This is a genomic window from Streptomyces sp. NPDC052301 (assembly GCF_044593395.1).
Classification (GTDB): domain Bacteria; phylum Actinomycetota; class Actinomycetes; order Streptomycetales; family Streptomycetaceae; genus Streptomyces.
Genome location: NZ_JBIUBE010000028.1, coordinates 1 through 24693, shown reverse-complemented (window position 1 = coordinate 24693; position 24693 = coordinate 1). Strand labels below are relative to the sequence as shown.

The 24693-nt window shown below is 71.5% G+C and carries 26 protein-coding genes and 4 pseudogenes; 11 read left to right on the top strand and 19 right to left on the bottom strand.

What is annotated here, in order from left to right; translation table 11 throughout:
• Window positions 1-11: 11 nt before the first annotated feature.
• Complete coding sequence (locus ACIHEJ_RS40530; protein ID WP_400142917.1) at window positions 12-1481, bottom strand: aldehyde dehydrogenase family protein; 1470 nt, start codon at window positions 1479-1481, stop codon at window positions 12-14.
• A 221-nt stretch (window positions 1482-1702) separates the two neighbouring features.
• Window positions 1703-3373 (bottom strand): choline dehydrogenase, encoded by a 1671-nt coding sequence (gene betA / locus ACIHEJ_RS40525; RefSeq protein WP_400142916.1) that lies wholly within the window; start codon window positions 3371-3373, stop codon window positions 1703-1705.
• Window positions 3374-3526: 153 nt separating this feature from the next.
• Here betA and ACIHEJ_RS40520 point away from each other — a divergent pair, with 153 nt between their 5' ends.
• Window positions 3527-4324, top strand: coding sequence for an IclR family transcriptional regulator (locus ACIHEJ_RS40520; RefSeq protein WP_400142915.1), 798 nt, complete (start codon window positions 3527-3529; stop codon window positions 4322-4324).
• 19 nt (window positions 4325-4343) lie between these two features.
• Here ACIHEJ_RS40520 and ACIHEJ_RS40515 read toward each other — a convergent pair whose 3' ends face one another.
• From ACIHEJ_RS40515 to ACIHEJ_RS40495, 5 genes are all read right to left on the bottom strand, one after another.
• Window positions 4344-5477, bottom strand: a complete 1134-nt coding sequence (locus tag ACIHEJ_RS40515) for an aromatic ring-hydroxylating dioxygenase subunit alpha (RefSeq protein WP_400142914.1) — start codon at window positions 5475-5477, stop codon at window positions 4344-4346.
• A 77-nt stretch (window positions 5478-5554) separates the two neighbouring features.
• Window positions 5555-6715, bottom strand: coding sequence for an NAD(P)/FAD-dependent oxidoreductase (locus ACIHEJ_RS40510; protein ID WP_400142913.1), 1161 nt, complete (start codon window positions 6713-6715; stop codon window positions 5555-5557).
• Window positions 6712-7074, bottom strand: a complete 363-nt coding sequence (locus ACIHEJ_RS40505) for a bifunctional 3-phenylpropionate/cinnamic acid dioxygenase ferredoxin subunit (RefSeq protein WP_400142912.1) — start codon at window positions 7072-7074, stop codon at window positions 6712-6714. Before ACIHEJ_RS40505 ends, ACIHEJ_RS40510 begins: the two co-directional genes overlap by 4 nt.
• A 268-nt stretch (window positions 7075-7342) precedes the next feature.
• Window positions 7343-7975: an MBL fold metallo-hydrolase gene (locus tag ACIHEJ_RS40500; protein ID WP_400142911.1), complete on the bottom strand. Its 633-nt coding sequence runs from the start codon at window positions 7973-7975 to the stop codon at window positions 7343-7345.
• Window positions 7975-9060, bottom strand: a complete 1086-nt coding sequence (locus tag ACIHEJ_RS40495; protein WP_400142910.1) for an S-(hydroxymethyl)mycothiol dehydrogenase — start codon at window positions 9058-9060, stop codon at window positions 7975-7977. Before ACIHEJ_RS40495 ends, ACIHEJ_RS40500 begins: the two co-directional genes overlap by 1 nt.
• Window positions 9061-9303: 243 nt before the next feature.
• Between ACIHEJ_RS40495 and ACIHEJ_RS40490 the strand changes: the two are divergent.
• Window positions 9304-9480, top strand: a pseudogene (locus ACIHEJ_RS40490) (peptidase); the annotation flags it as partial.
• A 42-nt stretch (window positions 9481-9522) separates the two neighbouring features.
• A pseudogene (locus ACIHEJ_RS40485) lies at window positions 9523-10017 on the top strand (alpha/beta hydrolase).
• Here ACIHEJ_RS40485 and ACIHEJ_RS40480 read toward each other — a convergent pair.
• The 4 genes from ACIHEJ_RS40480 to ACIHEJ_RS40465 all read right to left on the bottom strand — a co-directional run bounded on the left by ACIHEJ_RS40480 (window position 9998) and on the right by ACIHEJ_RS40465 (window position 12711).
• Window positions 9998-10417, bottom strand: a complete 420-nt coding sequence (locus ACIHEJ_RS40480; RefSeq protein ID WP_400142909.1) for a hypothetical protein — start codon at window positions 10415-10417, stop codon at window positions 9998-10000. The pseudogene ACIHEJ_RS40485 and the gene ACIHEJ_RS40480 sit on opposite strands and share 20 nt — an antisense overlap.
• A gap of 162 nt (window positions 10418-10579) precedes the next feature.
• Complete coding sequence (locus ACIHEJ_RS40475) at window positions 10580-11419, bottom strand: alpha/beta fold hydrolase (RefSeq protein WP_400142908.1); 840 nt, start codon at window positions 11417-11419, stop codon at window positions 10580-10582.
• Window positions 11416-12096, bottom strand: coding sequence for a TetR/AcrR family transcriptional regulator C-terminal domain-containing protein (locus ACIHEJ_RS40470; protein ID WP_400142907.1), 681 nt, complete (start codon window positions 12094-12096; stop codon window positions 11416-11418). The genes ACIHEJ_RS40475 and ACIHEJ_RS40470 overlap by 4 nt, the downstream gene beginning before the upstream one ends.
• A gap of 144 nt (window positions 12097-12240) precedes the next feature.
• Entirely contained in the window at window positions 12241-12711 is a 471-nt protein-coding gene (locus tag ACIHEJ_RS40465) for an SRPBCC family protein (protein ID WP_400142906.1), read from the bottom strand.
• A gap of 9 nt (window positions 12712-12720) precedes the next feature.
• Here ACIHEJ_RS40465 and ACIHEJ_RS40460 point away from each other — a divergent pair.
• From ACIHEJ_RS40460 to ACIHEJ_RS40450, 3 genes and pseudogenes are all read left to right on the top strand, one after another.
• Window positions 12721-12909: pseudogene (locus tag ACIHEJ_RS40460) on the top strand (carbohydrate-binding protein); the annotation flags it as partial.
• A 49-nt stretch (window positions 12910-12958) separates the two neighbouring features.
• Window positions 12959-13060 (top strand): annotated as a pseudogene (locus ACIHEJ_RS40455) (twin-arginine translocation signal domain-containing protein); the annotation flags it as partial.
• A gap of 500 nt (window positions 13061-13560) precedes the next feature.
• Window positions 13561-14601, top strand: coding sequence for a sphingomyelin phosphodiesterase (locus ACIHEJ_RS40450; RefSeq protein ID WP_400142905.1), 1041 nt, complete (start codon window positions 13561-13563; stop codon window positions 14599-14601).
• Between the two features lie 22 nt (window positions 14602-14623).
• Here ACIHEJ_RS40450 and ACIHEJ_RS40445 read toward each other — a convergent pair whose 3' ends face one another.
• Both ACIHEJ_RS40445 and ACIHEJ_RS40440 read right to left on the bottom strand, forming a co-directional pair.
• The gene (locus ACIHEJ_RS40445; RefSeq protein ID WP_400142904.1) at window positions 14624-15553 is read right to left on the bottom strand and encodes an NAD(P)H-binding protein; all 930 of its coding nucleotides are present in this window, start codon (window positions 15551-15553) and stop codon (window positions 14624-14626) included.
• A 152-nt stretch (window positions 15554-15705) separates the two neighbouring features.
• On the bottom strand, window positions 15706-16173 hold the full coding sequence (locus ACIHEJ_RS40440; RefSeq protein WP_400142903.1) for a winged helix-turn-helix transcriptional regulator: 468 nt from the start codon (window positions 16171-16173) through the stop codon (window positions 15706-15708).
• A 90-nt stretch (window positions 16174-16263) separates the two neighbouring features.
• Here ACIHEJ_RS40440 and ACIHEJ_RS40435 point away from each other — a divergent pair, with 90 nt between their 5' ends.
• From ACIHEJ_RS40435 to ACIHEJ_RS40415, 5 genes are all read left to right on the top strand, one after another.
• Window positions 16264-16758 (top strand): PaaI family thioesterase, encoded by a 495-nt coding sequence (locus tag ACIHEJ_RS40435; RefSeq protein WP_400142902.1) that lies wholly within the window; start codon window positions 16264-16266, stop codon window positions 16756-16758.
• 256 nt (window positions 16759-17014) lie between these two features.
• On the top strand, window positions 17015-17170 hold the full coding sequence (locus tag ACIHEJ_RS40430; protein ID WP_400142901.1) for a hypothetical protein: 156 nt from the start codon (window positions 17015-17017) through the stop codon (window positions 17168-17170).
• Between the two features lie 191 nt (window positions 17171-17361).
• Entirely contained in the window at window positions 17362-18309 is a 948-nt protein-coding gene (locus ACIHEJ_RS40425; protein WP_400142946.1) for an alpha/beta fold hydrolase, read from the top strand.
• 486 nt (window positions 18310-18795) lie between these two features.
• Complete coding sequence (locus tag ACIHEJ_RS40420; protein ID WP_400142900.1) at window positions 18796-19287, top strand: YbaK/EbsC family protein; 492 nt, start codon at window positions 18796-18798, stop codon at window positions 19285-19287.
• 573 nt (window positions 19288-19860) lie between these two features.
• Window positions 19861-20229 carry a DUF1330 domain-containing protein gene (locus ACIHEJ_RS40415; RefSeq protein WP_400142899.1) on the top strand — a complete coding sequence of 123 codons (369 nt, stop codon included), beginning with the start codon at window positions 19861-19863 and terminating at the stop codon, window positions 20227-20229.
• An 88-nt stretch (window positions 20230-20317) separates the two neighbouring features.
• On the opposite strand, the gene ACIHEJ_RS40410 is transcribed toward ACIHEJ_RS40415, so the two are convergent.
• From ACIHEJ_RS40410 to ACIHEJ_RS40385, 6 genes are all read right to left on the bottom strand, one after another.
• Window positions 20318-20494 (bottom strand): cold-shock protein, encoded by a 177-nt coding sequence (locus ACIHEJ_RS40410; protein WP_400142898.1) that lies wholly within the window; start codon window positions 20492-20494, stop codon window positions 20318-20320.
• Between the two features lie 253 nt (window positions 20495-20747).
• Window positions 20748-21707 (bottom strand): asparaginase, encoded by a 960-nt coding sequence (locus ACIHEJ_RS40405; RefSeq protein ID WP_400142897.1) that lies wholly within the window; start codon window positions 21705-21707, stop codon window positions 20748-20750.
• A gap of 126 nt (window positions 21708-21833) precedes the next feature.
• Window positions 21834-22871 carry a hypothetical protein gene (locus tag ACIHEJ_RS40400; RefSeq protein ID WP_400142896.1) on the bottom strand — a complete coding sequence of 346 codons (1038 nt, stop codon included), beginning with the start codon at window positions 22869-22871 and terminating at the stop codon, window positions 21834-21836.
• 214 nt (window positions 22872-23085) lie between these two features.
• A complete protein-coding gene (locus tag ACIHEJ_RS40395; protein ID WP_400142895.1) occupies window positions 23086-23319 on the bottom strand; it encodes a hypothetical protein in 234 nt (77 codons plus the stop codon).
• Window positions 23320-23543: 224 nt separating this feature from the next.
• Entirely contained in the window at window positions 23544-23933 is a 390-nt protein-coding gene (locus ACIHEJ_RS40390) for a CU044_2847 family protein (RefSeq protein WP_400142894.1), read from the bottom strand.
• Window positions 23934-24046: 113 nt separating this feature from the next.
• On the bottom strand, window positions 24047-24442 hold the full coding sequence (locus tag ACIHEJ_RS40385) for a GNAT family N-acetyltransferase (RefSeq protein WP_400142893.1): 396 nt from the start codon (window positions 24440-24442) through the stop codon (window positions 24047-24049).
• Window positions 24443-24693: the final 251 nt, after the last annotated feature.

Below are 24693 nucleotides of genomic sequence, written 5' to 3'. Positions count from 1 at the left end.
CTTTTCGGCGTTCAGCCGCGGAACCAGCGCTGCGGCCGGGGTTGGATGTTCTGCCAGACATGCTTGGGCTCGCGGTACTCGTCGAGGCCGGCCGGTCCCAGCTCGCGGCCCACGCCCGAGTGCCCGAAGCCACCCCACTCCGCCTGCGGCACGTAGGGGTGGTAGTCGTTGATCCAGACGGTTCCGTGGCGCAGCCTGCGCGCGACCCGCTGGGCCCTGCCGGCGTCCTGGGTCCAGACGGCTCCGGCGAGTCCGTACTCCGTGTCGTTGGCGATGCGGACCGCGTCGTCCTCGTCGCAGAAGCGCTCGACGGTGAGCACGGGCCCGAAGGACTCCTCGTGCACCACGCGCATGTCCTGCCGGCACGCGTCCAGGACGGTGGGCGGGTAGTAGAAGCCGTCGGCGAGCGCGGGGTCGTCGGGGCGCGCGCCGCCGCAGCGCAGTACGGCGCCCTCGGCGAGGCCCGTCGCGACGTACGCCTCGACCTTCTCCCGGTGCTGAGCGGAGATCAGTGCCCCGGTCTCGGCCTCGGGGTCGAAGGGCCCGCCGAGCCGGATGAGCCGGGCGCGGCGTACGACCTCGTCCACGAAGGCGTCGTGCAGGCGGTCCTCCACGATCAGCCGGGCGCCGGCCGAGCAGACCTGCCCCGAGTGCAGGAAGACCGCGGTGAGCGCGAAGTCCACGGCGGTCTCGAAGTCGGCGTCGGCGAAGACGACGTTGGGGTTCTTGCCGCCGAGTTCCAGGGCGACCTTCTTCACCGTCGCGGCGGCGGACGCCATGATGCGCCGCCCGGTGTCCAGGCCTCCGGTGAACGACACCATGTCGACGGCCGGGTCCTCGGCCAGCGGGGCGCCCACCTCGGCCCCGGCGCCCAGGACGAGGTTGGCGGCACCTGGCGGGAGCCCTGCTTCCTCCAGTGCCTTCATCAGCAGGATCGAGGTGGAGGGCGTCAGCTCGCTGGGCTTGAGGATCACGGTGTTGCCCGCGAGCAGCGCCGGGGCGACCTTCCAGGAGGCCTGCAGCAGCGGGTAGTTCCAGGGAGTGATCAGTCCGCAGACGCCGACGGGTTCGTAGGTGACCTGGCTGAGGGCGTCGTCGCGGCCGGTGTCGATGACCCGGCCGGCGCTGGTGCCGGCGATGCCGCCGTAGTAGCGGAAGCAGGCGACGACGTCGGCGATGTCGTACTCGCTCTCGACCAGCCGCTTGCCGGTGTCCAGCGACTCGGCGCGGGCGAACTCCTTGGCGTCGCGCTCGACGATGTCGGCGGTGCGCAGCAGCAGGGCTCCGCGCTCGCGCTCGGGGGTGTGCGGCCAGGGGCCGTCGTCGAAGGCGCGCCGGGCGGCGGCGATCGCCGCCTCGGTGTCGGCCCGGGTCGCCTCGGACACGGTCGCGACCGTCGTGCCGTCGGCGGGGCAGCGGATCTCCCGGTGGCCTCCGGCCACCGCGTCGCGCCATTCACCGTCCATGTACAGGTCTGCCACGGCGGAGCCCTTCGCCTCTTCGTTGCGCATTGTGCATCGAATTGCTTGTGGGGGAACCCTGTCCGAAGGGGCCGACGTCCGTCAAGGGGTCCCGCGCTTTTCGCACGGGGCGAGCATTCCGGTCCTGACCGCCGGCCACCACGGGCCATCTCGTTGCATATTGCTCATACAGTTGCGTGACACGCACCAACAGCCGCCATGTTCACGGCCCCACAGCCGGCCTACCCGGTCTGCTTCTGGGCGTCGCGGTGCCGGTAGTACGCGGCCTTGGAGGGCGCGAGCGGCTCCCTGCCGAGGATGAGGTCGGCCGCCTTCTCGGCGATCATCATCACGGGCGCGTAGATGTTGCCGTTGGTGACGTACGGCATCACCGACGCGTCCACCACGCGCAGCCCGTCCAGCCCGTGCACCCGCAGGCTCCGCGGATCCACGACGGCCATCTCGTCCGTGCCCATCTTGCAGGTGCACGACGGGTGCAAGGCGGTCTCGCCCTCCTTGGCCACCCAGGCGAGGATCTCCTCGTCGGTCTCGACGGAGGGCCCGGGCGAGATCTCGCCGCCGTTGTAGGGATCCAGCGCGGGCTGACCGAGGATCTTCCGGGCCACCCGTATCGCCTCGACCCACTCGCGGCGGTCCTGCTCCGTGGAGAGGTAGTTGAAGCGCAGGGCGGGGTGCACCCGCGGATCCCTGCTCTTGATCTTCACCGAGCCGAGGGCGTCCGAGTACATGGGCCCCACGTGCACCTGGTAGCCGTGGCCGCCGGCCGGCGAGGAGCCGTCGTAGCGGACCGCGACCGGCAGGAAGTGGAACATCAGGTTGGGGTACTCCACGTCCTCGTTGCTGCGGGCGAAGCCGCCCGCCTCGAAGTGGTTGGTGGCTGCGGGACCCTTCCTGAACAGCCACTGCAGCCCGATGAACGGGGCACGCCACTTCGCCATGTACGGCTGCATGGAGACGGGCTGCCTGCAGGCGTACTGGACGTAGACCTCCAGGTGGTCCTGCATGTTCTCGCCGACGCCCGGCAGGTCGTGGACGACGTCGACACCGAGCGCGGACAGCTCGGCTGCGTTGCCGACGCCGGAGAGCTGGAGCAGCTGCGGGGAGTTGATCGCCCCACCGCACAGGATGACCTCACCGGCGCGGACCCGCTGGGGTGCGCCGTTGCCGCGCCGGTACTCGACGCCGACGGCCCGCTTGCCCTCGAAGAGCACCCGGGTGACGAAGGCGCGCGTCCTCACCGTGAGGTTCGGCCGCTTCATCGCGGGCTTGAGGTAGGCCTTGGCGGCCGACAGCCGGCGCCCGCGGTGGACGTTGCGGTCGAACTTGGCGAAGCCTTCCTGCCGGTAGCCGTTGACGTCGTCCGTGGGGGCGTAGCCCGCCTCCTGCGTGGCCTTGAGGAAGGCGTCGAAGAGCGGGTTGGTGGCCGGGCCGCGTTCCAGGACGAGCGGTCCGTCGTGGCCGCGGAACTCGTCGTCGGGGTCGGCCGCGAGACAGTTCTCCATGCGCCGGAAGTACGGCAGACAGTGGGCGTAGTCCCAGGTCTCCATGCCGGGATCGGCGGCCCAGCGCTCGTAGTCCATGGGGTTGCCGCGCTGGAAGATCATGCCGTTGATGCTGCTGGAGCCGCCGAGCACCTTGCCGCGGGCGTGGTAGACGCGCCGGCCGCCCATGTGGGGCTCGGGCTCGGACTCGTACTTCCAGTCGTAGAAGCGGTTGCCGATGGGATAGGTCAGCGCCGCGGGCATGTGGATGAACACATCCCAGGGGTAGTCGGAGCGGCCCGCCTCCAGCACGAGCACCCGGTTGCCGGGGTCGGCCGAGAGCCGGTTCGCCAGTGCGCTGCCGGCTGATCCACCGCCGACGATGACGAAGTCGTACTGCTGGGAAGCCATGGTGCCTCGTCTCAGCTCGCGCCGTCGAAGTGCGACGCATGCTAGTACGGGTATCGCTATGCGCACTAGGTTGCGAGCGACGCAACTTGCACGCTCTTTGGTCTCCGTCACATTACTTGCAGCCGTGTTGTTTACCGCGCGTATAGTTTCGTCATGAGCAACTACAGTCCGGATACCGAAACGACCGGCTCCTCCTCCGGCGGGGTGCAGTCCGTCGACCGGGCCATCAGCGTCCTCGAGATCCTGGCCCAGCGCGGCGAGGCGGGTGTGAGCGAGGTGGCCGCCGAGATCGACGTGCACAAGTCGACCGCGTTCCGTCTGCTCGGCGCCCTGGAGGCGCGTGGTCTGGTGGAGCAGTCGGGCGAGCGGGGGAAGTACCGGCTGGGATTCGGCATCGTGCGCCTTGCGGGCGCCGTCACCGGCCGGATCGACATCACCCAGCAGGGGCGTCCGGTGTGCGAGCGGCTGGCCGAGGAGATCGGTGAGACGGTCAACATCGCCGTGATGCAGGAGCACTACGCGATCAACCTCTACCAGGTGCGCGGCCCCGGCGCGATCACCGCGCACAACTGGGTCGGCCAGCTGACCCCGCTGCACGCCACCTCCAGCGGCAAGATCCTGCTGGCCCACCTGCCCGCCAAGGACCGCTCCGCGCTGCTGACGGAGACGGGCCTGAAGAAGGTGACCCCCCGCACGATCTCCTCCAAGGCGAAGCTCGAGAAGAACCTCGCCGAGGCACGGGAGCGCGGCTACTCCTGGACACTGGAGGAGCTGGAGATCGGGCTGCACGCCATGGCCGCACCGATCCGGGACCGGGACGGCCGGGTCATCGCGTCGATCAGCGCCTCGGGGCCGTCGTACCGGTTCACCGAGGAGCGCATGCACGAACTGGCTCCGGTGCTCGTCGGGGGCGCGGAGGAGATCAGCCACCGCATGGGACACCTGGGCTGAGCCCGCCGGGCGCCCTGCGCTACTCGGCCTGCCGCGTCCCGAGACGTTCGTGCACCCAGTCGTGGAAGGCTCCGATGTGGTGCTCGCTGGGCACGAGGACCCCGCCCTTGGCGTACAGCCGGGAACCCATGCCGGGCTGCGTGCGCTCGCAGGCGTCGAAGTCCTGGCGGTTGACCCGGTCGAAGAGTTCCACGGAGCGGCTGACGTCCTTGCCGCCGGCCACGACGTGCGGCAGATAGAGCCAGTCGCACTCGACGACGGTGCGGTCGACGGCGACCGGGTACATCCGGTGGAAGATCACGTGGTCGGGCACCAGGTTGATGAAGACCTGCGGCTTGACGGTGATCGCGTAGTAGCGGCGGTCCTGGCCCTCGGAGACTCCCGGGATCCGGTCCAGGCCCTCGGAGCCGTCGACGGTGAAGCCCTGGACGTCCGCACCGAACTCGGCGCCGTGGCCGACGTAGTACTGGGCGGCGTAGCCGTCCGCGAACTCCGGGAGGACTTCGGTGAGTTCGGGGTGGATCGTGGCACAGTGGTAGCACTCCATGAAGTTCTCGATGATGAGCTTCCAGTTCGCCTTGACGTCGTAGACGATCCGACGGCCCACCGAGAGGTTGTCGATGTCGTAGCGTTCGATCGACGCCACGTCGCCGAGGCGCTCGACCACCGCGCCGATGACGTCCTCGTCGAAGGAGGGCGGGTTCTCCGCCAGGCAGACCCAGACATAGCCGAGCCACTCACGGACGGCCACGCTCACCAGGCCGTACTCGGTGCGTCCGACGTCGGGCATCTTGGTGAGGTTGGGGGCCGCGACCAGCTTGCCGTCGAGGTCGTAGGTCCAGGCGTGGTACGGGCACTGGAAGGCGCGCCTGACCTCGCCGGTCTCGGCGGTGCAGAGCCTGGCCCCGCGGTGCCGGCAGACGTTGAAGTACGCGCGGACGGAGTGGTCCCGGGCGCGGGTGACGAGGATGCTCTCGCGGCCCACGTCCACGGTGCGGAAGGCGCCGGGCTTCGGCAGGTCCGAGGCGCGTGCGACGCAGAACCACATCGCCTCGAAGATGCGCTCCTGCTCCTGGGCGAACAGAGCGGGGTCCGTGTACGCGGAGCCGGGGAGGGTGGCGATCAGGCTGTCCGGCAGGCTGGTCGAGGTCACGGTGCACTCCTCGGGAGATGTCGTGATGCGCAACGCGGCTTCGGCGGCCGCGTCCGCGGGATCGAGATGCGGCGGGGTCAGGAGGCGGCGGCGAACTGCTTGCGCCAGCGCGTGAACAGCCGCGGCTGGTTCATGCCGAGCGCGGCGACCGGACGCCCGGCCCGCCGGTACACGGCCAGGAAGCTGCGGTCGTCGGTGGAGCCTTCCTCGACCGTCACGCTGTCGGCGCCGGCCGCGTGGCCGACGAACTGGATCTTCACACCGTACTGGTCGGACCAGAAGTACGGAGGCCGGGGCGCGCTCGGCTGCGTCGCGCCGTGCGCGAGCAGCGTGGCCACGGCGAGGTCGGGCCGCTCCAGCGCGCCGGTCCAGTGCTCGACCCGGCGGTGACGTCCGATGTGCGGGTCGTACCAGTTGGCGCAGTCGCCGACGGCGACCACCCCGGCCACCCCGGTACGGCCGTCGGAGCCGCACTTCACGCCGTCGTCGAGCGCGACGCCGGACCCTTCCAGCCACTCCACGCAGGGGCGCGCCCCGACGCCGACCACGACGATGTCGGCGGGAACGCTGCGGCCGTCCTCCAGCAGGACGGCTTCCACCCGGCGCTCCCCGCTCACTCCCTTGACCCCGGCCCCGCACCGCAGTCGTACCCCGTGGTCGGCGTGGAGGGCGGAGACGATCCTGCCCATGGTCTCGCCGAGCGGTCCGGCAAGCGGTGTCGGCGCCGCCTCGATCACGGTCACGTCGAGGCCGAGGACGTACGCCGTGGAGGCGACCTCGGCGCCGATGAACCCGCCGCCGATCACCACCAGCCGTCCGCCCCGGGCCAGTTCGTCGCGCAGGGCGCGGGCGTCGTCCAGCGTGCGCAGCACATGGAGTCCGGCCAGGCCCTCGGTGCCGGGCAGGGTACGGGGGACGGCTCCGGTGGCGACGACCACGCCGTCGGCGCGGATCTCCCGGCCGTCGGCGAGCCGGATCGCCCGCCGGCCGCGGTCGAGTCCGGTGGCGCGGACGCCGAGCACCCACTCCGCCCGCAGCTCCTCGTCGTCCCGCTCCAGCGCCAGGTCCGCTTCGCCGATGGCACCGGCCAGGAACTCCTTGGACAACGGCGGCCTGTCGTAAGGGCGGTGGTGCTCGTCACCGATGACGACCAGCCGGCCGTCGTACCCCCGCTGCCGCAGCGAGCGCGCGGCCGACAGGCCGGCCAGTGAGGCGCCCACCACGGCGACGGTCCTCACGCGGGGCCTCCGGCCAGGCGGGCGGCGACGCACGGCGGCAGGTTGGGGGCCTCGGTGGACGGCCGCACGTAGATCATGCCGTCCTCCACGACGATCTCGTGGGTGCGGACCGGGAGCTTGGCCGGCGGTGCGTCCACGGCTCCGGTCCTCAAGGAGAACTTCGAGGCGTGCAAGGGACATTCGACCTCGCAGCCCTCCAGCCAGCCGTCCGCGAGCGAGGCGTCCTGGTGGGTGCAGGTGTCGTCGATCGCGAAGAGCTCGCCGTCATCGGTGTGGAAGACCGAGATCGGCGGGTCGATGTCGAGCCGATGGGCCTCGCCTCGCGGCAGATCCGCGAGACGGCACGCGGGAATCATCATGACACCTCGGTGCATATAGCGAAACGGATTGCGGTGAACGCAACGCCAGTCTGCGGGCCTCCCAGAACCGCTGTCAAGGCGTGCGGAGGCCGGGTTGCGCGGGGGCCGAAGGCGGTTTTCCGGGCACGCCGAAGCGGCTGTGAAAGCGCAGGTCAGCAGGGGGAGCCAACGGTGCTCAGGGTGCGGCGACGGACCCCGCCGCCGGTGCCGTCCAGGGGTCCGCCACCGGGCAGGGTCGCTGTGCGCAAGGCTGGTTCTCGCCGTGCGGTCAGAAGCCGCGGTCGATCCACTCCTGGAGGTGCGGCGCCTCCGCGCCGATGGTGGTGGTCTCCCCGTGGCCGGTGTGTACGACGGTGCCGGCCGGCAGGGTGAGGAGGCGGTCCCGGATCGAGGCGATGAGGGTGGGGAAGTCGCTGTACGACCGTCCCGTCGCCCCCGGTCCGCCGGAGAACAGGGTGTCGCCGCTGAAGAGGGCGGAGAGGCCGGGGGCGTACAGACAGACCGCTCCGGGCGCGTGGCCCGGCGTGTGCAGCACGGTCAGCTCGGTGCCCGCGACCGGGATGCGCCGGCCGTCGGTCAGTTCGCCGTCGGGCGCCCGGCCGGGATGGGTCTGCTTCCACAGCGGCAGGTCGTCGGGGTGCAGCAGGACCGGGGCGCCGGTCCGGCCGGCGAGGTCGGGCGCGGCATCGATGTGGTCGTTGTGCGCGTGGGTGCACACGATCGCGCGCAGGACGCGTCCGCCGAGGGCCCGGTGGATCGCGTCGGCGTCGTGGGCGGCGTCGACGACGACCGCCTCGTCGTCGTCCCCCACGATCCACACGTTGTTGTCGACGTCCCAGGTGCCGCCGTCGAGGCTGAACCGGCCTGAGGTGACGAGGTGCTCGATGCGGGCTCCGGCCATCAGAAGACCACCACCGAGCGCAGCACCTCGCCGTGGTGCATGCGCTCGAAGGCCTTCTCCACCTCGTCCAGGGCGATGGTCTCGGTGACGAAGGCGTCCAGGTCGAGGCGGCCCTGCAGATAGAGGTCGACGAGCATCGGGAAGTCACGGGAGGGCAGGCAGTCCCCGTACCAGGACGACTTCAGCGCCCCGCCCCGGCCGAAGACGTCCAGCAGCGGCAGCTCCAGCTTCATCTCCGGGGTCGGTACGCCGACCAGCACCACGGTCCCGGCGAGATCGCGGGCGTAGAAGGCCTGCCGGTAGGTCTCCGGACGGCCGACCGCCTCGATGACCACGTCGGCGCCGAACCCCCCGGTCAGCTCGCGCACCGCGTCGACCGCGTCGGACTCCCGGGAGTTGACCGTGTGCGTCGCACCCAGCTTCGCGGCGGTGGCCAGCTTGCGGTCGTCGATGTCCACGGCGATGACTTTCGCCGCGCCCGCCAGCTTCGCCCCGGCGATCGCCGCGTTCCCCACCCCGCCGCAGCCGATCACGGCCACGCTGTCCCCGCGCCCGACGTTGCCGGTGTTGATCGCCGCGCCGATCCCCGCCATCACGCCGCACCCCAGCAGTCCGGCGGCGGCCGGCGACGCGGCCCGGTCGACCTTGGTGCACTGCCCGGCCGCCACCAGCGTCTTCTCGGCGAAGGCACCGATACCCAGGGCCGGCGAGAGCTCCGTGCCGTCGGTCAGGGTCATCTTCTGCGTGGCGTTGTGCGTGGCGAAGCAGTACCAGGGCCGCCCCCGCAGACAGGCCCGGCACTGCCCGCACACCGCGCGCCAGTTCAGGATCACGAAGTCACCGGGTGCCACGTCGGTGACCCCCTCCCCCACCGCCTCGACCACACCCGCCGCCTCGTGTCCCAGCAGGAAGGGGAAGCCGTCGCCGATGCCGCCCTCGCGGTAGTGCAGATCGGTGTGGCAGACGCCGCAGGCCTGGATCTCGACCAGCGCCTCGCCCGGGCCGGGGTCGGGCACGACGACGGTCTCCAGACTGACGGGGGCGCCCTTGCTCCGCGCGATGACAGCACTGACCTGCTGGGACATGGCCACTCCTCGGCTGACAGAGGGATGAGGCGTTGCCTAATACGGCACGCATCTCATGTTTCGCAACACAGCATCGCGGAGCGCGCAGCAGCGGTCAAGGATCCGTCAGGTCCTCGGATTTCTGTGCGTCGACGGGGGTGTCTCCCCTGTCGGCGCTGGTGCTGCCCCCACCACCGAACCGCCTGCCTGCCGGAGTGACCCGGTCCGCGGACAGCGCCTGGCGTCCTTCGCATGGCGATCCCCTGGAACATGACGTTCGGCGGTGTCGGCGGCGCCCTCGTGTCCACCCCGGCCGACCTGGCCCGGTTCGCCGCAGCCCTGTTCAGCGGGCGCCTGCTGCCCGCGGCCCAACTCGCCGGGATGCGGCGCACGGTGGCGGCGGATCCCGACCGGCTCCGGCCCGGCGCCCGCTACGGCCTCGCCCAGGCGGTACGGGACCTGCGGCGTGCCGTCGGCGGCCGGGTGGCCGCCCCGTCGCCCTGGCTGGCCGACGCGCTCGACTTCCTGCTGACCAGGACCGGTTCCGCCTATGGCAGCGCGCAGACGGCGATCCTGTGCGATGACGTGGCCGCCCCGCGCGACCCGGAGGTCTACTGGCGCGATCTGCGGCGCGCCGGGACGCGGGACAAGCTGTTCGCCCCCGTCACGAACGACGTCGTCGCCTGCGCCTTCCGGGACCCGCCGCGCGAGCGGCCGACGAAGATCCGCAGCGACCTGCCGGCCCTGCTCGTGAACGCCACCGGTGATCCGCGCACCGTCTACCGCGGTGCCGAAGCCGTCCACCGCGCCTGGCCCAGCTCCGCCTGGTGACTGCGCGGCGCGGACCAGCATGCGGTGTACGGCGTCTTCGGCAACCCCTGCGTCGATACCACGGTCAACGCCTACCTCGCCGGCGGGCGCCCGCCGGCGAGGGACGTCACCTGCTCAGCGGGGCGGTTCAGTGGACCGTCACGTTGAACACCGGGGAGGCCGTGGTGCCGCTGACGACACGCAGGTCGTTCTTGCCCTTCAGCCCGAGCTTGACGCCCAGCGAGTAGGAGCCGTCGCGCTTGACGGGCGTGGACGCGGGCAGGGTGACCCACGTGCCGTGCTGCTTCTGCTGCAGGGTCACGGCGCTGCCCGCCTTGAGGCCGGTGGTCCTGCCCGTGACCCGGAACAGCTGCCAGGCGCGGACCGAGGTCACCGACGGCGTGGCGGTGATGCCGGCCTTGGCGGGCTGCGCCTGGTGCGCGACAGCGACGGGAGACGCGGTGTGCGCGGCCGGGGTGGCGGCCGTCGCGGTGCCCGCCAGGGCGAGGGAGGTGGCGCCGAGGACACCGACGACGGCCGCGCGCAGGGAGCGCCGCTTGGAGACCATCACAGTTATGCCCCTTTCCATGGTGAGAGCAGCTGTTCGTGCTGTAAGAGAGCTACATGCCGATTGGTGTGGTCACTAGAGGTGACGGCGCCGCGGCGGCGGCCGTTCATCGGCGCTGTGTCGCTGTCTTGTAACAGCCGAGCGGTGTCGGTGGTGGCCGAGCTAGCCCGCGAGGAAGGCGGCCAGCGCTGCCGCTGTCTCCTCCGGTGCTTCGACCTGCGGGTAGTGCCCCACGCCGTCCAGCACGGTGAAGGCGGCGTGGGGGCGCCGTTGCCGCAGGCGCTCCAGGACATGGGCCCCGCTGACGGGGTCTTCGGGGCCCCAGACGAACAGGAGCGGGCCCTCGTACCGTTCGAGGGAGCCGGTCCAGCGGTGGAAGTGGACGCGGCGATCGTCGATGTAGCGGAGCAGGTGGGGCGCCAGGTGATGGCCCTTCTGGCGGGCCATGGACGTCCACATGTCGTGCAGCAGCTCGTCGGGGACGGGTTTGGCCAGGACGCTGCGCAGGTTCGCGGTGAACCTCCTCTCGTCGGTCAGACGGGCCAGGAGCGGGCCCAGGCGACCGTGCAGGAGTCGCTGCGCCGGGATCGGGCGGTGGAGGTCGGCGTAGAGGCCGCCGTTCAGCCAGGCGGCGCGGGTGATGCGGCCCGGTTCGCGCGCCAGCAGCTCCTGGGCGACCGAGACGCCGTAGTCGTGGGCGACCAGCGCGGTGGGGCCGATGTCCAGATGCTTCCAGAGGGCCTCGACCAGGTCGGCCTGCTCATGGATGGAGTAGCGGTGGTGGCGCGGCTTGTCGCTGTGCCCGAATCCGAGCAGGTCGAGGGTGGTCACCTGGCATCCGGCGGCGACCAGGTGCGGGACGGTCGCCGCCCAGTCGTGGGAGGAGGTGGGGAAGCCGTGCAGCAGCGTCACGGGGCTGCCCGCACCGTCGCGGCGGACGAACAGGCGACGCCCGTTCAACTCCACCGTGGCACCGCCGGCGATCCAGTCGGCATGTTTCATCGGGGGTCTCCTATGCCGTTGAGCAGGGCGGTCAGACCGAAGCGGAACTCCTGGTCGCCGTCGGGCAGGTTGAGCGGCTCGGCGAGTTCGCGTACCAGCGGGTACTGCGGCAGCCCGGCGAACAGGTCTCTCATCGCGGTCCGTTCCTCGGTGCCGCGCGCGGCGCCCCCCGTGTCCAGCAGGGCGGTGCCGATGACGAAATGCGCGACCGTCAGGTAGATCCGGACGGCCCGTGACGGTGTCCATCCGGCCCGGACCAGCAGGCCGAGCCCGATCTCCCGTCCCCGCAGGGCGTTGGGGCCGAGCAGCTGCCCCATCGTCAGCAGCGGCACGATCGCGGGATGCGCGAGCAGCACCCGCCTGAACTCCCGGGCGACCTGCTCCAGATCGGCCCGCCACCCGTGACCGGTCTCCGGTGGCTCCACCGCGCCCAGCACATGGTCGAGGAGTTCCACCAGCAGTTCGTCCCTGCTGGCCACGTGCCGGTACAGCGAGGTGTGCCGCACGCCCATCTCCTGGGCGACTCTGCGCATGGTGAGCGCCGCGAGGCCCTCGGCGTCCACGACCTCCAGCGCCGCCTGAGTGATCCGCCGCAGCTCGAGCCCACCGGCCCGCGGCCGCTGCCGCTCCCGCGCCGCGTACCGCTCCCGCCACCATGCCGCCGATCCCGCTTTCATGCGGCCACTATGCGTCCAGTGGACGCATCAGGCAAGGACACAGTCCGGCGGACAGTGGTCCCGCTACGCGGTCCAGGGCAGGTGACGCCGTAGCGAGGCCCGCTTCAGAAGCGCCCACTGACACCGCTCGTGGGCCCTGGCCGGTCAGCCGCCCAGCACCTCCGCCCGCCGCGCGAGTGCCGCGTTCATCGCGCGGAGCTGCGGGAGCGTGTCGGACTTCAGCACGCCCTGGACGAAGGGGACGGCGACGCCGGTGAAGCGCTCGCTCTGGGTCAGCCGGACGGGGCCTGGGCCGATCCGCTCGATGACGAAGCGATGCTGTCCGTCCGCTGTCCAGCCGGGCCCCCTCTTCCCGAGCCGGCGCAGTTCCTTGCCCGGGACGGCCGCATGCACCTGCGGGGTGAAGGTGGTGTCGCCGTGCGCGTCGCGCATGACGATGCGCAGGTGCGCGCCGTCGGCGAGGCGGCCGCCGGACGACGTCACCCGCGCAGACGTCATGAACGGGTTCCACCGCGGGTGGTCGGCGAAGTCCGTCAGGACCTGCCAGCCCTCCTCGGGCGTCGCATCGATCTCGGTCGAGTCGGTCAGCCGGACCGGGTGGACGTCGGCCCACACCGTGTATCCAGCGTCACCGTCCATTCCAACGGCGGCAACGGCACCCGTCTGAAGTTCCCCTCCACCGGCGACTGGAGCACGGTCGACACGGTCAGCGTCCAGGTGGCCCTGAGAGCGGGCTCCAACACCATCACCTTCGACAGCGGCTGGGACTACTCACCGGACATCGACAGCATCGACGTGCCCAAGTCCGCCTGACCCGACCCCGAAACCCGCCGTCCCGCATGCGCCGTCCCCCTGACCTGGAGTGCACACCGTGGACACCCCGCACACCGCATCGCACGAGAACCGTCCGAGCCGCAGGGACTTCCTCGCTGTCGCCGCCGCTGCCGGCGCGGCCACCGCCCTCGGAGGCCTGCCCGCCTTCACGGCGTCGGCGGCGCCCGCCCGGCCCACCTCCTCGCCCCTGCTGTCGGAGGCCGCCGCCGCGAAGAACCAGCTGTGGTGGCGGACTCCCGGCTCCCGCGACTCGATGGTCCAGCAGGGGCTGCCGGCCTGGGTGTTGGTCATGGCGATGCCCAGGCGGTTGTGCAGGGCGTCCGCGTCAAGTGGCCCGGCTGCAGGGGACGTTCGCACCGAGGCGACAGGACCGAGGGGCGCGCAGGCGGCGCACAGACCTCGGGCTGTGCGCACGGCGAGACGCGATACGCGATACGCGACGGCGAAAGGCTCGACCGACCCCCGGCGGACCGAACTTGTCCAGACACCTTTTCTCCATAAGCGGATCGATCGATGTTCTCCCGGACGGCACCGACGACCCCCTAGGGTCTGGTTGTCATGTACGCGTCCCGACCGTCGCTCGCCGTCACCCGCCGGTCGGGAACCACCCCACTTCCACCAGGAGAGCGCATGGTCTCGCGTCGTACCGCTACCGCCCTCACCACCGCAGCGGCAGCCATGCTGCTCGGCCTCAACGGCTACGCGGCCCCCGTCGCGACCGCGGGCACCGGCACCGGCACCGGTCTCACCGTCTTCGCCTGGAACGTCGATCTCGGCACCCCGATCGTCGACAGCACCCAGAACGAGCAGGCCGCCCGACGCACCCCGGTCATCGAGTCCGTCATCCGCGAGCACAGCGCGGACGTCGTGGTGCTGGACGAGGACTTCAACAACACCTCGACCGCCGACATCACCAGCAAGCTCGCCGACCTCTACCCATACCGCACCCCGGTCGTCGGCCAGACCTGCTCCGGCGGTGGCTGGACCGGCATCAGCGGCGACTGTTCCGACTCGTGGTTCGTCATCAACGGCGGCACCATGATCCTCTCCAAGTATCCGATCACGGCCCAGTACGCCCACGTCTTCCGCAACTCCACCTACGGCACCTGGGACTACCACGCCAACAAGGGCGCGGCACTGGTGGAGATCGACAAGGGCGGCGTGAAGAGCTGGGTGGTCGGCACCCATCTGCAGGCCGACGAGTCCGACACGTCCACCGACACCACGCAGTCCACCCGGCTGGCCCAGCTCGGGGAGATCCGCACCTGGGTGGACGGCATCGTCGGCTCCAGCGGTCCGGTGCTGATCGGCGGAGACCTCAACGTCGAGTACTACGGCGGCCGGTCACGCAGCGACTACGCCCACGCCCAGACCGCGGTGAACGGTGTGCTCGGCAGCCCGGCCGACGATCCCGGCCAGACCGTGCGGACCATGGACTGCGCGGTATCCGCCTGGTGCCAGTACATGTCCGGTGTCGAGTCCTTTCCGAAGGACTACCGGGACGACCTGGACTACCTCGGTCACCTGAACGCGCCGGGCCGTCCCGTGCCGGCCGCGACGTCGACCGTCAAGGTCGACTTCGACCCCCAGTCCGGCTGGACCACCGGCCAGACCGACACCAACGCTCCCAGCGACCACTACCCGGTCGAGGCGACGTTCCAGCTCGACTGATCACGCACCGCCAGGCCGGCGTTCAGCGCGGGAACAGCTCAGGGTGCTCGCGGACGAAATCGGCCACGCCCGAAGCCGGACGTCCGGTGACCCGCTCCACGTCGTCCGTCTCACGGTCGTACCGATTCTCCGCATGAAGACGAGCCATGGTCGAGATGTGCTGGAAGACGTGCTCCGGCAGTTCCAGCGCCGCGAGTTCGCGGTCGAGCCACTCCTGCAGGGGAACGTCGGTGTAGCCCACCGGCCGGCCCAGGACTTCGGAGATCTCCGTCGCCATGGCGGCGATGCCCTCCGAGCGAGGGCCGGTCAGCTCGTACACCCGGCCGATGTGCGGGGCGGGGTGGGCGAGGATCTCCGTCACGACAGCGGCGACGTCGTCGGCCGCCACCGGCGAGGTCTTCGCCGCCCCGAAGGGCAGCCGGACGGTGCCGTCGCGTGCGACGGACGCGAAGCCCACCCGGAAGAGCGGATTCTCCAGGAAGACGGTGGGCCGGACCTGGACGACCGGCAGCCCGGACCAGTCGAGGACCTGCTCGACCAGCCAGTGCTGCCGTTGCTGGTGCGACTCCGAGGTGCTGGTGAGACTCATCTCCGAGACGGTCAGCTGGGACATGTTCACGAGCGCTTCGAGCCCTCCGGACGCCCGCGCGACGGCTGCCGTCGTCATGGCGGCCTCGAGATACTGCGCCGACACGGCCATGCCGAAGTACATGCTTGCGCAGCCGTCCAGGGCGTCGGCGACATCGCGTGCGCATGTCAGGTCCCCGACCACGACCTCCGCTCCGGTCGCGCGCAGCGCCTGTGCGCGATCGTCATCGCTCCGCACCATGGCCCGCACGGGCAGACCTCGTCGGCGCAACCCCTCGGCCACGGTTCGCCCTACGGCGCCGATCCTGCCCGCGGCACCGGTCACCAGGACGGGCCGCACGCCTGCACGCGAAGTGAGGTCCATGACGGCAGACTGCGAGCCGCACCCCCGAGGCGCAACCGGAACGGCACCTCGGCCTCGCACCGGGCCGTCACGCAGCAGCCCGCGTCACCAGCCGCGCCGTCGCGCCGAGGACTTCGAGGAGCGAGGCGCGGATCCCCTGCCTCTCCACGTGATCAATCTCTGACGCGCGCCGAGGCACCGGCCCGGGTGTAGGCCTGTCGTGGCACGAGCGGTCCGTGTTCTCCCGTACAGACGACGACGGCCTCCACCGCTTCACCGCAGTCCCGGTGCCGCACTTCCAGAGGTGGCCCCTCCGGGTCCGCGGTGTACCGGTCACCCCACTGCTTGAGCGCGATCATCACGGGCCACAGGTCCCAGCCCTTGCGGGTGAGCCGGTACTCGTGGCGCGTGCGGTGGCCCGGCTCGCGGTACGGGACGGTCTCCAGGATCCCGGCGGCGACCAGTTTGCGCAGCCGGTCCGCCAGTACCGCCTCGGACAGGCCCACGTGCCGGCGGAAGTCGTCGAAGCGGTGCACGCCGTTCATCGCGTCCCGCAACACCAGCAGCGACCACTTCTCGCCGATCAGCTCGAGGGTGCGCTGCACCGTGCAGTTCTCCGTGCTGGTCTCCAGCCAGGTCATGCGGCCATCGTAGGCTGGCTTCACCGTTGACAGCCAGAGCCACGCCCAGCTAGCTTCGCATTCAGAAGTCAGATGAGGAGGAAGAGGGCGATGACGAGGTCACGCACGGTCGAGTGGCAGGATCCGGGGATCTCGGCGGCTGCCGTCGGCCAGGAGAGCGGTCTGGACTTCCTGCGCAGCGTGCTGAGCGGACGCCTGCCGGCCGCTCCCATCGCCGCGACCCTCGGCTTCACCCTGGAGCAGGTCGAGTTCGGCCGTGCGGTCTTCGTCCTGGAGCCGGGAGAGCAGCACTACAACCCCATCGGCAGCGTCCACGGCGGCGTCTACGCCACGCTCCTCGACTCGGCCGCGGGCTGTGCCGTGCAGTCCGTGCTGGCGGCGGGGACGGGGTACACCTCGCTCGACCTGAGCGTGAAGTTCCTGCGCCCGATCACCGTCGACACCGGCAAGGTCCGTGCCGTCGGCAGCGTCCTCAACCACGGCCGCCGCACCGCCCTGGCCGAGGCGCTCCTGCTCGATTCCGAGGACCGCCTGCTCGCCCACGCCACCAGCAGCTGCATGCTCTTCCCGGTTCCTGCGAAGTAGCAGTTCCTGCGAAGTAGCGGTTCCTGCGATGTAGCGGTTCCTGCGAAGCAGCCGGCGGCCACGGCGCAAGGGTGCGCGGCCCGGTCCGACGCGGTGCTCCGCCCGGACCGCGCGAGGAAAGCGGGCGGCTAGGGTTCTCCGGTGCCCACGTACGGCATCGGCCAGGCCGCGCGCCTGCTGCGAGTGAGTCCGAAGACCGCGCCGGTGGGCGGACGCGGGCCGGCTGCCCAGGGGGCGGGACGGCTCGGGGAACCGGGTGATCGACGGAGTGGGGCTGGCGCGGTTCGTGCGCGAGCGGGCCGTCGAGGGTGAGCGGGGCGAGGCGGCCGGGCCGCCGACCTCCGTGCGCAACCTCTGGCTGGCACTGCGCGAAGCGGGCGTCACCGATCGGAGCGTGGGCGGTTCGGCGTAGGCAACAGGGTCCGGCCGGGACCGGTCCGGGCGCCACCTCGGTCACCATCGACCGGACCGGCCGGCGCCGCGGACCGCCGGCCCTGCTGCCCGCTCGTTGAGGCGAACGGGGACACTCGCGGCAGGCGCCGCGCCTGCCCCGCCGGCCCGGTGATCACGGCGCGTACGCTCATGCGCATGATTGAGCATCGGATGGTGGACGTCAACGGCATTCGGCTGCACATCGCCGAGCAGGGCAGCGGCCCGCTCGTCGTCCTCCTGCACGGCTTCCCCGAGTCATGGCACTCCTGGCACCGCCAGTTGGGACCGCTGGCCGCGGCGGGCTTCCGCGCGGTCGCCCCCGACCAGCGGGGATACGGGCGCAGCGACCATCCCGAAGCGGTCGACGCGTACACCATCTTCCACCTGGTCGGCGATGTCGTCGGACTGATCCGGGCCCTGGGCGAGGAGAAGGCGTACGTCGTCGGGCACGACTGGGGCGCACCGGTCGCCTGGCACACCGCCCTGCTGCGCCCGGACCTGGTGCTCGGGGTGGCCGGTCTGAGCGTGCCGCCCCCGTTCCGGGGCACGGAGCCGCCGCTGGCCGCCATGGACAAGCGGTTCGGCGGCCGCTTCTACTGGAACTACTTCAACCGCCCCGGTGTCGCCGACGCCGAGTTCGCGCAGGACACCCGCACCGCGCTGCGGAAGTTCTTCTACTGGGGTTCCGGCGACGCACCCGACACCGGCGAGGGCAGGCAGCCCCTGGTCGACCCCGAGCGCGGCTGGCTCGCGGCCATGCAGAATCCCGAGGTGCTGCCGGAGTGGTTCGGCGAGGACGACCTGGACGCGCTCACCGAGAGCTTCTCCAAGGGTTTCACCGGGGCTCTCAACTGGTACCGCAACCTCGACCGCAACTGGGAACTGACCGCGCCGTGGCACGGCGCCGTCGTCACCTCGCCCGCGCTGTACATCTACGGCGACCGCGACGTCGTCCCGGCCTTCCCCGGCACGCCCGAACTCATCGAGAAGCTGCCCACCCTGATGCCGGACCTGCGGCGGGAACCCCTCGAGCTGGCGGGCTGCGGGCACTGGACCCAGCAGGAACGCCCGGACGAGGTGAACGCGGCGCTCATCGAGTTCCTCCGGGCCTGCTCTTGAGGCCGCCCTGGAGGCACATGGTCGCCACCCTCAACTGGACGTGGCGTGACGCCCGGTCACCGCCGCTCACCGGTGCCGTGTCGGGACCCGCCCCGACGTCGTCGATCCACATATGAGATACACCCCACCCCCGAAGAGATCGCCCAGGAGTGGCGCGAGCGAGCCCGGCGCCCAGGTCTGGCACGGGTGAGACGCGGCAGGCGGTCACCCGCCTGCTGAAGCGAGCGGGCCGCCGCCTCCAGGGCACCCCGGCCTCGACGCGGCCACGCGCCAGGACATCCTCCACATCACCGCCCGCGCCGGGTCGGCCCTCGACCTCGCCCACCCCGGACGCGGCGCGACACGAACCGGAGCGCGTCGAGGCGATCGCGCGTGACTGCGGCACCGAGCCCGGGTGGTGGCCGGCAGCCGCCGTCCCGCACGACGCCGTCGGCCATTAAGGTCAACTCGAGCGACCCAGGTACCAGTTGCAACGGAAGGACTCGCATGGCCGCCGCCGACGACACCTATGGAAAGCTGATCGCCCTGCTCGACGAGCACGGGGCCGCCTACCGGGTGATCGAGCACGCCCCCGAGGGCGGCACCGAGGCCGTCAGCGCGCTTCGGGGCCATGAACTCGCGCAGGCGGCCAAGTGCATCATCGTGATGGTGAAGATCGGCAAGAAGGAGAAGCGCTTCGCGCTGGTGGTCGTCCCCGGCCACAAGCGGGTCGACCTCGCGGCCGTGAAGGCGCTGTACGGCGGCACCTACGCCTCGTTCGCCTCTCCCGAGATCGCCGAGGAGCTCGCGGGCTCTGCGAGCGGCACCATCCTGCCCTTCTCCTTCGACGAGCGCCTGGAGCTGTTCGTCGACCCGGAGCTCCTCGTCCATCCCGAGTTCTACTTCAACGCCGCCCGGCTCGACCGCTCGATCGCCCTGGCCGCCGAGGACTACCGGAGCATCGCCGAGCCGCGTGTCGAGCGAGTGGCGTCCGACTGACGGCGTCGGCGGCACGACCACACCGCGGCTCAGTGGAGGACGGCCTCGACGGGCGGGGATCACGCCGGCCAGTCCGCCGCTCGCGGTCGGCAGAGGAACGCTGTGACCGGCGCGGCTGCCGGCCTCGAGGATCGCTCGCCGCGAAACCTCGTCGAAGACCTGCGCGGACTCCACGTCCGCGACGGTGGCACCGCGCACGGCCCCCTGCTGCCCGCGGCCGTGCGCGGTCAGGCCGAGGCCGTCGAGCGGGGTCGGCGCGTGCCGGCCACGTACGGGGAACCTGGAGGCGGCGCCGGGAGCAGGGGGCGCGCTGCGGACCACCGCGTCGGCCGGCGTGTGCACCTTGATACAGCGGGACTACGACACCTGCCGCAGCAACGTGAACGCCTGCACCCGGCCACCCACAGCTCCGGTGGGCAGCCGTTCCTGCTCTCCTGGCGCCCGGCCCGGCGCCCGTGCACCCACACCGGACGTGAGCGGCACGACACGTCTCTTACCTCCGAGGTCATCGCGCCCCGGCGCCGCCGACGGCAGAATCGTGGTCGTCGAGAGCCGATCAGCCGGAAGGATGCCATGTCCGCCTACGTCATAGGCCACCTGCAGGAAGCCGCGCCGCACCCGGAGATCGCCGAGTACATCGCACGCGTCACCTCGACCTTCGAACCGTACGGTGGCCGGTTCCTCGTGCACGCCGCGCAGCACGAGGTGAAGGAGGGCAGCTGGCCCGGACACGTCGTCGTCATCGGCTTCCCCTCGGTCGCCCAGGCCCGAGCCTGGTGGGACTCGGACGCCTACCAGGAACTCGCGCCGCTGCGTTCGCGGCACATCGAGGGCGACATCATCCTGGTGCCGGGTGTGGGCGAGGACTACGACGCGACGCAGACCGCGAAGGCGATGCTGGAAGCCCTCCAGCCGGGCACCGGCCACGACCGGACGCCGTGAGGGCGCACCCGGTCACGGTCGTCTCCCGGGCAGTACCGCGCCCCGCTCCCGATGGTGCCGGGGCGGGGCGCTGTCGAGCGGGGCGGGCTCACCGGACGGCGATGACGTTGGTGGCCTTCGCGCCGACGACCTCGAAGACGACTCGCTCACCCTCGCGGACGGTCTGCGTCTCCATGCCGGAGAACGGGCGTCTGTCACCGTGCTCGTCGGCGATGATGCCCACGCCGTCCGCCCTGTTGTAGAAGGCGATCCTTCCGAGAGGCATCGTCTTTCCCTCCCTGGGTCGGTCCTGAAGCTGCCGATCTCCCCCGGTGAGCAGAGCATCACGCAAGGTGTTCACTGAACGAAAGGGCGCGTCGGCGCGTCGGCCAGGGTTTGACCGGATGTCAGTGGGGTTGCCTCCGGCGGGGAGTGTGAACGGCAGACACCTGTCGTGACACGGCCGAGTTCTGCGTCACCGGACTCGCCCGCCCGGCCGGCCGGACGCCCCGACGGCCCAGGGGCCCGGCCACGGCGGCTCAGAACACCGCCCGTACCTCTCCCACCTCAAGTCCCCCGCCCAGCACCGGCATACGGCCCACCCGGTCCACCACCGGCGCCGTGACGCCGAGCAGGCGCAGCGCCCGGGACAGGACCGGGCCCAGGGCGCGGACGGCGCCGTCGTCGATCTTGAGGGCCAGGGAGCGGCCGTCGGGCAGGGCGAGGGCCTGGACGGCTTCCGCGCCCACCTTCGACAGGACGCCCGGGATCTCCCGCATGAGCCAGGTGTCGTGGCGGCGGGTGCCGGCGACGTACTCGGGGTGGGCGCGCATGGCGTCGGCGACCCGGCGCTCGGGCGTGCCGGGCGTGGCGAGGACGAACGTGCGATAGGCACGGGCGAGACCGGTCAGGCTGATCGCCATCAGCGGCGCGCCGCAGCCGTCGGTGCCGACGGCGGCCACCGCCTCTCCGGCCGTCTCCTCCACCACCGTGCGGATGAGCCGCTGCAACGGGTGGTCCGGGTCGAGGTAGGACTCCAGCGGCCAGTTCCGCCGGGCGGCGGCTGCCAGCATCGCCGTGTGCTTGCCCGAGCAGTTCATGGCCACCCGGTCGCGTCGGCCGCCGGCCACCAGATAGGCCTCCTGCTCCTCCTGGTCCAGGGGAAGGGCGGGCGGGCACCGCAGGTGGTCCGGGTTCAGTCCGTGCTCGTCGAGCATCGCGCGCACGAGGTCGCGGTGGAAGGGCTCGCCGGAGTGGCTCGCCGCCGCCAGGGCCAGCCGTTCGCCCGCCAGGCCGAGACCGGCCCGCAGCACACCGGCCGCCTGCAGCGGCTTGTTGGAGGAGCGCGGGAAGACGGGGGACGTCACGTCACCGACCGCCAGCTCCACCGAGCCGTCCGCGGCGAGCAGCACCACGCTGCCCCGGTGCCGGCCTTCGACGAATCCGGACCGGACGACCTCGGCGAGGACCGGGTTGGCGGCGATGACGGGCTGGGGCATCGGCGGTGACCTTCCGGGACGCGGGCCGGGATCTCTCCGCCACGGTATCGGGGGGAGGCGCAGTGGCCGTCGGGCCGGGTCGGCCGTGCGGCTCCGCACCGGGTCGTCGGCCGGCCGAGGTACCCGTCACCGAGTGGGTGCGGCCGCCGGCTCCGTGGTCGTATCCGGTCCCGCAGGGGCGCCGTTCAGACTGGCCCTCATGGTCTGCTGGTACTGGCGCGCGCTTTCCAGCTTCTGGCTGCCCCACATCACCGCCGGGCCGATGAGTGCGGTCAGCGCGGCGGGAGCGACGGCCGACGCGGGGAGCCCGGCCGCGACTGCGGCCACCACGATGACCGCTGCCGCGGCGCCTCCCCCGAGTACGACCCAGCGGTCGTTTCCCTCTTCGTCGGCTGTGTCCACACCGGCCGTCTCCTCGGGCAGGTCCACCTCGTCCAGCAACCCCATCCACCGGCCTTGCACCGACCGGTCGAGCAAGGTGGAAAGGAGCCGGACCAGCTGGGGAAGGGCGTCCGGGCCGTCCCGCAGGACCTTCGACATCTGTGTCTCCAGCGTGTGCTGCACCCTGGCGAGGTGCGGACGGAGGGCGCTGCGCCGCCGCTCGCCGGCGACGCCGTACTGGGCGAACCAGCCCAGACGGTTGCTGAAGCGCGTGACCTGCTGGTCGAGCGCGAGCAGCGGGAGGCTTCCTTCGCCGGCCTTCCAGCAACTGCGCAGGAGCCGGGCGAGGTCGACGGCCGAGGTGAGCGGCAGGCTCACTCCGGTTCGCCTCCGGTAGAGGCTGTGTGAACGATAGAGCCAGAGCAGGGCCGCGCTGGCCAGGCCGGCGGAGAAGGAGAAGAACTGCAGCGAGTTCTCCCGGGCGAACTCCGGGTCGTCGGCAGCGCTGGGGTGGACGGTGAGAACCAGGCCGGCCAGAGCAAGCATTGCCAGCACGGCAGCAGGGAGAACGACGAAGAGCCCGAGCCAGGTCTCGATGCCGGCGGACCGTCGGATGCCCGCACACCAGTGGTCCTGCAGCCTCGTGGGGGAGGTATGCACCAGGTCCCCGCTGTACCGGCCGACATCGGCTGAGCCGGGAAGGACAGCCCTCGGGACGCGCCGGGCGACCGGACCTGGAATCCACCATCCCTTCCACAGGTCGAAGATGTCGAGCGTCGCCATGACCGGCCGATGAAGCACCCCCGTCACGAAGGGCGGAAACAATGCGAACACGACCGACTCGACCCACTGCACGTCACATCCCTTTCCGTCGAAGGATTCGCTGGTCACATCATGTCCGGGCGCCCTGGGTCCGGCCCCGGAGCGAAGGGTTCGGGGTCGGGGCGGAGGGGGGCTTCGGGTGCGTCGGCCGGCAGCACCGAGCGTTCGTTCTCGGTCAGTTCGCGGTGACCGATGACCGTGCACAGGGAACGACGCCATACGTCGGGGTCCAGGCGGAGAGGGCGGTGTGACCGTAGCCGTCGGTGTAGAGGACGGTGCGGCCGTCGAGAGAGACGTCCTGGAAGGTGTACGGGTCGTGCTGCGGGGGGCCGCTGCCCAGGTTGTAGAGGTCCTCCTCCCTGGCCGGGATCCCGAGCCGGTAGCGGTGGATCAGGCCGTGGCCGGCCACCTGCACCCATCCACCGGGCCTCGGTGACGAGGAAGCCGACGCCGCGGGGGCCGCCGTGCGCGTCGCCGGTCCGCAGCCGGGCGACGCTCAGCGTGCCGGGACCCGGCCCCGTACCGTCCGGCAGCGGTACGGCGGCTGTCATACGGAGCTGCCCGGGCGCACGGCCGGCGGGACGGCTGACGGCAGCCTCACCCGGCCGCTCGAACCGACGGGCAGGAAGCCTCTCACCGGTCGGCCGGTGCTGCGGACGGCGCGTCCGGTGCCGCCGCGTCGTCCGGGACCCGGCGGTCCCAGGTCAGTCGTACGGCGAAGTTGGCCTGGGCGGAGGTGCTGCTGATGACCACGTCGGCCTCGGCGGGGAGGGAGAGCCCGAACTCGACGGACATCTCGTCGGGGCCGTGTGTCATCCCACGGAAGGTGTCCACGAAGTTCTCAGCCACCGGCCGTACGCCGGAGAGCAGTTCGCCGAGGGACCGGGTGGCGCGCGCCACCACCTGTCCGGGCCGGGCGACCTGTACCAGCCCGTCCGCGGGGTGCTCCGTGATCGCGCCCCTGCCGCTCTCCCCCGCCTGTCCGCCGGCTCCTCCGATCGGCAGTTCCACCAGATACACCACGACCGCGACTCCCTCCCGACCCCCCACCCGAGCGGCCCCCGTGTGCACCCTTCCCTCTACCGGCGGCCGCAACTCCTTCCCCCGGCACCCCACTTGTGCCGCACGCGCCCGACTCACAGAGCCAGCAGACCCGCGGTCGTCTCCTGGAAGCCGCAGGCGGCGAAGTAGAAGGGACGCAGGCGTTCCCCGAAGTCGACGTGCAGCCAAGCGCACCGTGCGGCACGGGCGTTCTCGGCCGCGGTGGCGACGAGGCCGGCGCCGACTCCCCGGCCACGGCAGTGCGGGGCGACCACCGTGTCCAGGAGGAAGGCGTGCGCCCCGCCGTCCCAGGCGACGTTGACGAAGCCGATCAGGGACCCGTCCTCCCATGCGCAGACCCAGCCGAGGCTGTGGCGCCGCAGTCGCTCCCGCCAGTCGGTCCGGGAGAGCGGGTGGTCGAACCCTGCGGCATGGAGGGCGTCGGGGGCCGCATCGTCGAAGTCGCCCCGCCACTCGTGGATGATCGTCACAAGTCGATCGTAAGGACTGCCTCTCCGCCGGCGGTGGCGGGGCGAGACCACTGCGGCTGGGCGCACGAGCGCGGGCCTTGAAAAAAAGGGGGAGTGGGGGGGGGGGGGGGGGGGGGGGGGGGGGCGCCCCCCCCGCGGGGGGGGGGGGGGGGGGCCCGGAGCTTCCCCCGGTGTCATCACGGGAGCCGGGCCGAACGCTCCGACGCCGGGGGGCGGGGTCGGCCGGGGCAGGACCGACGGTCCGTCCACCG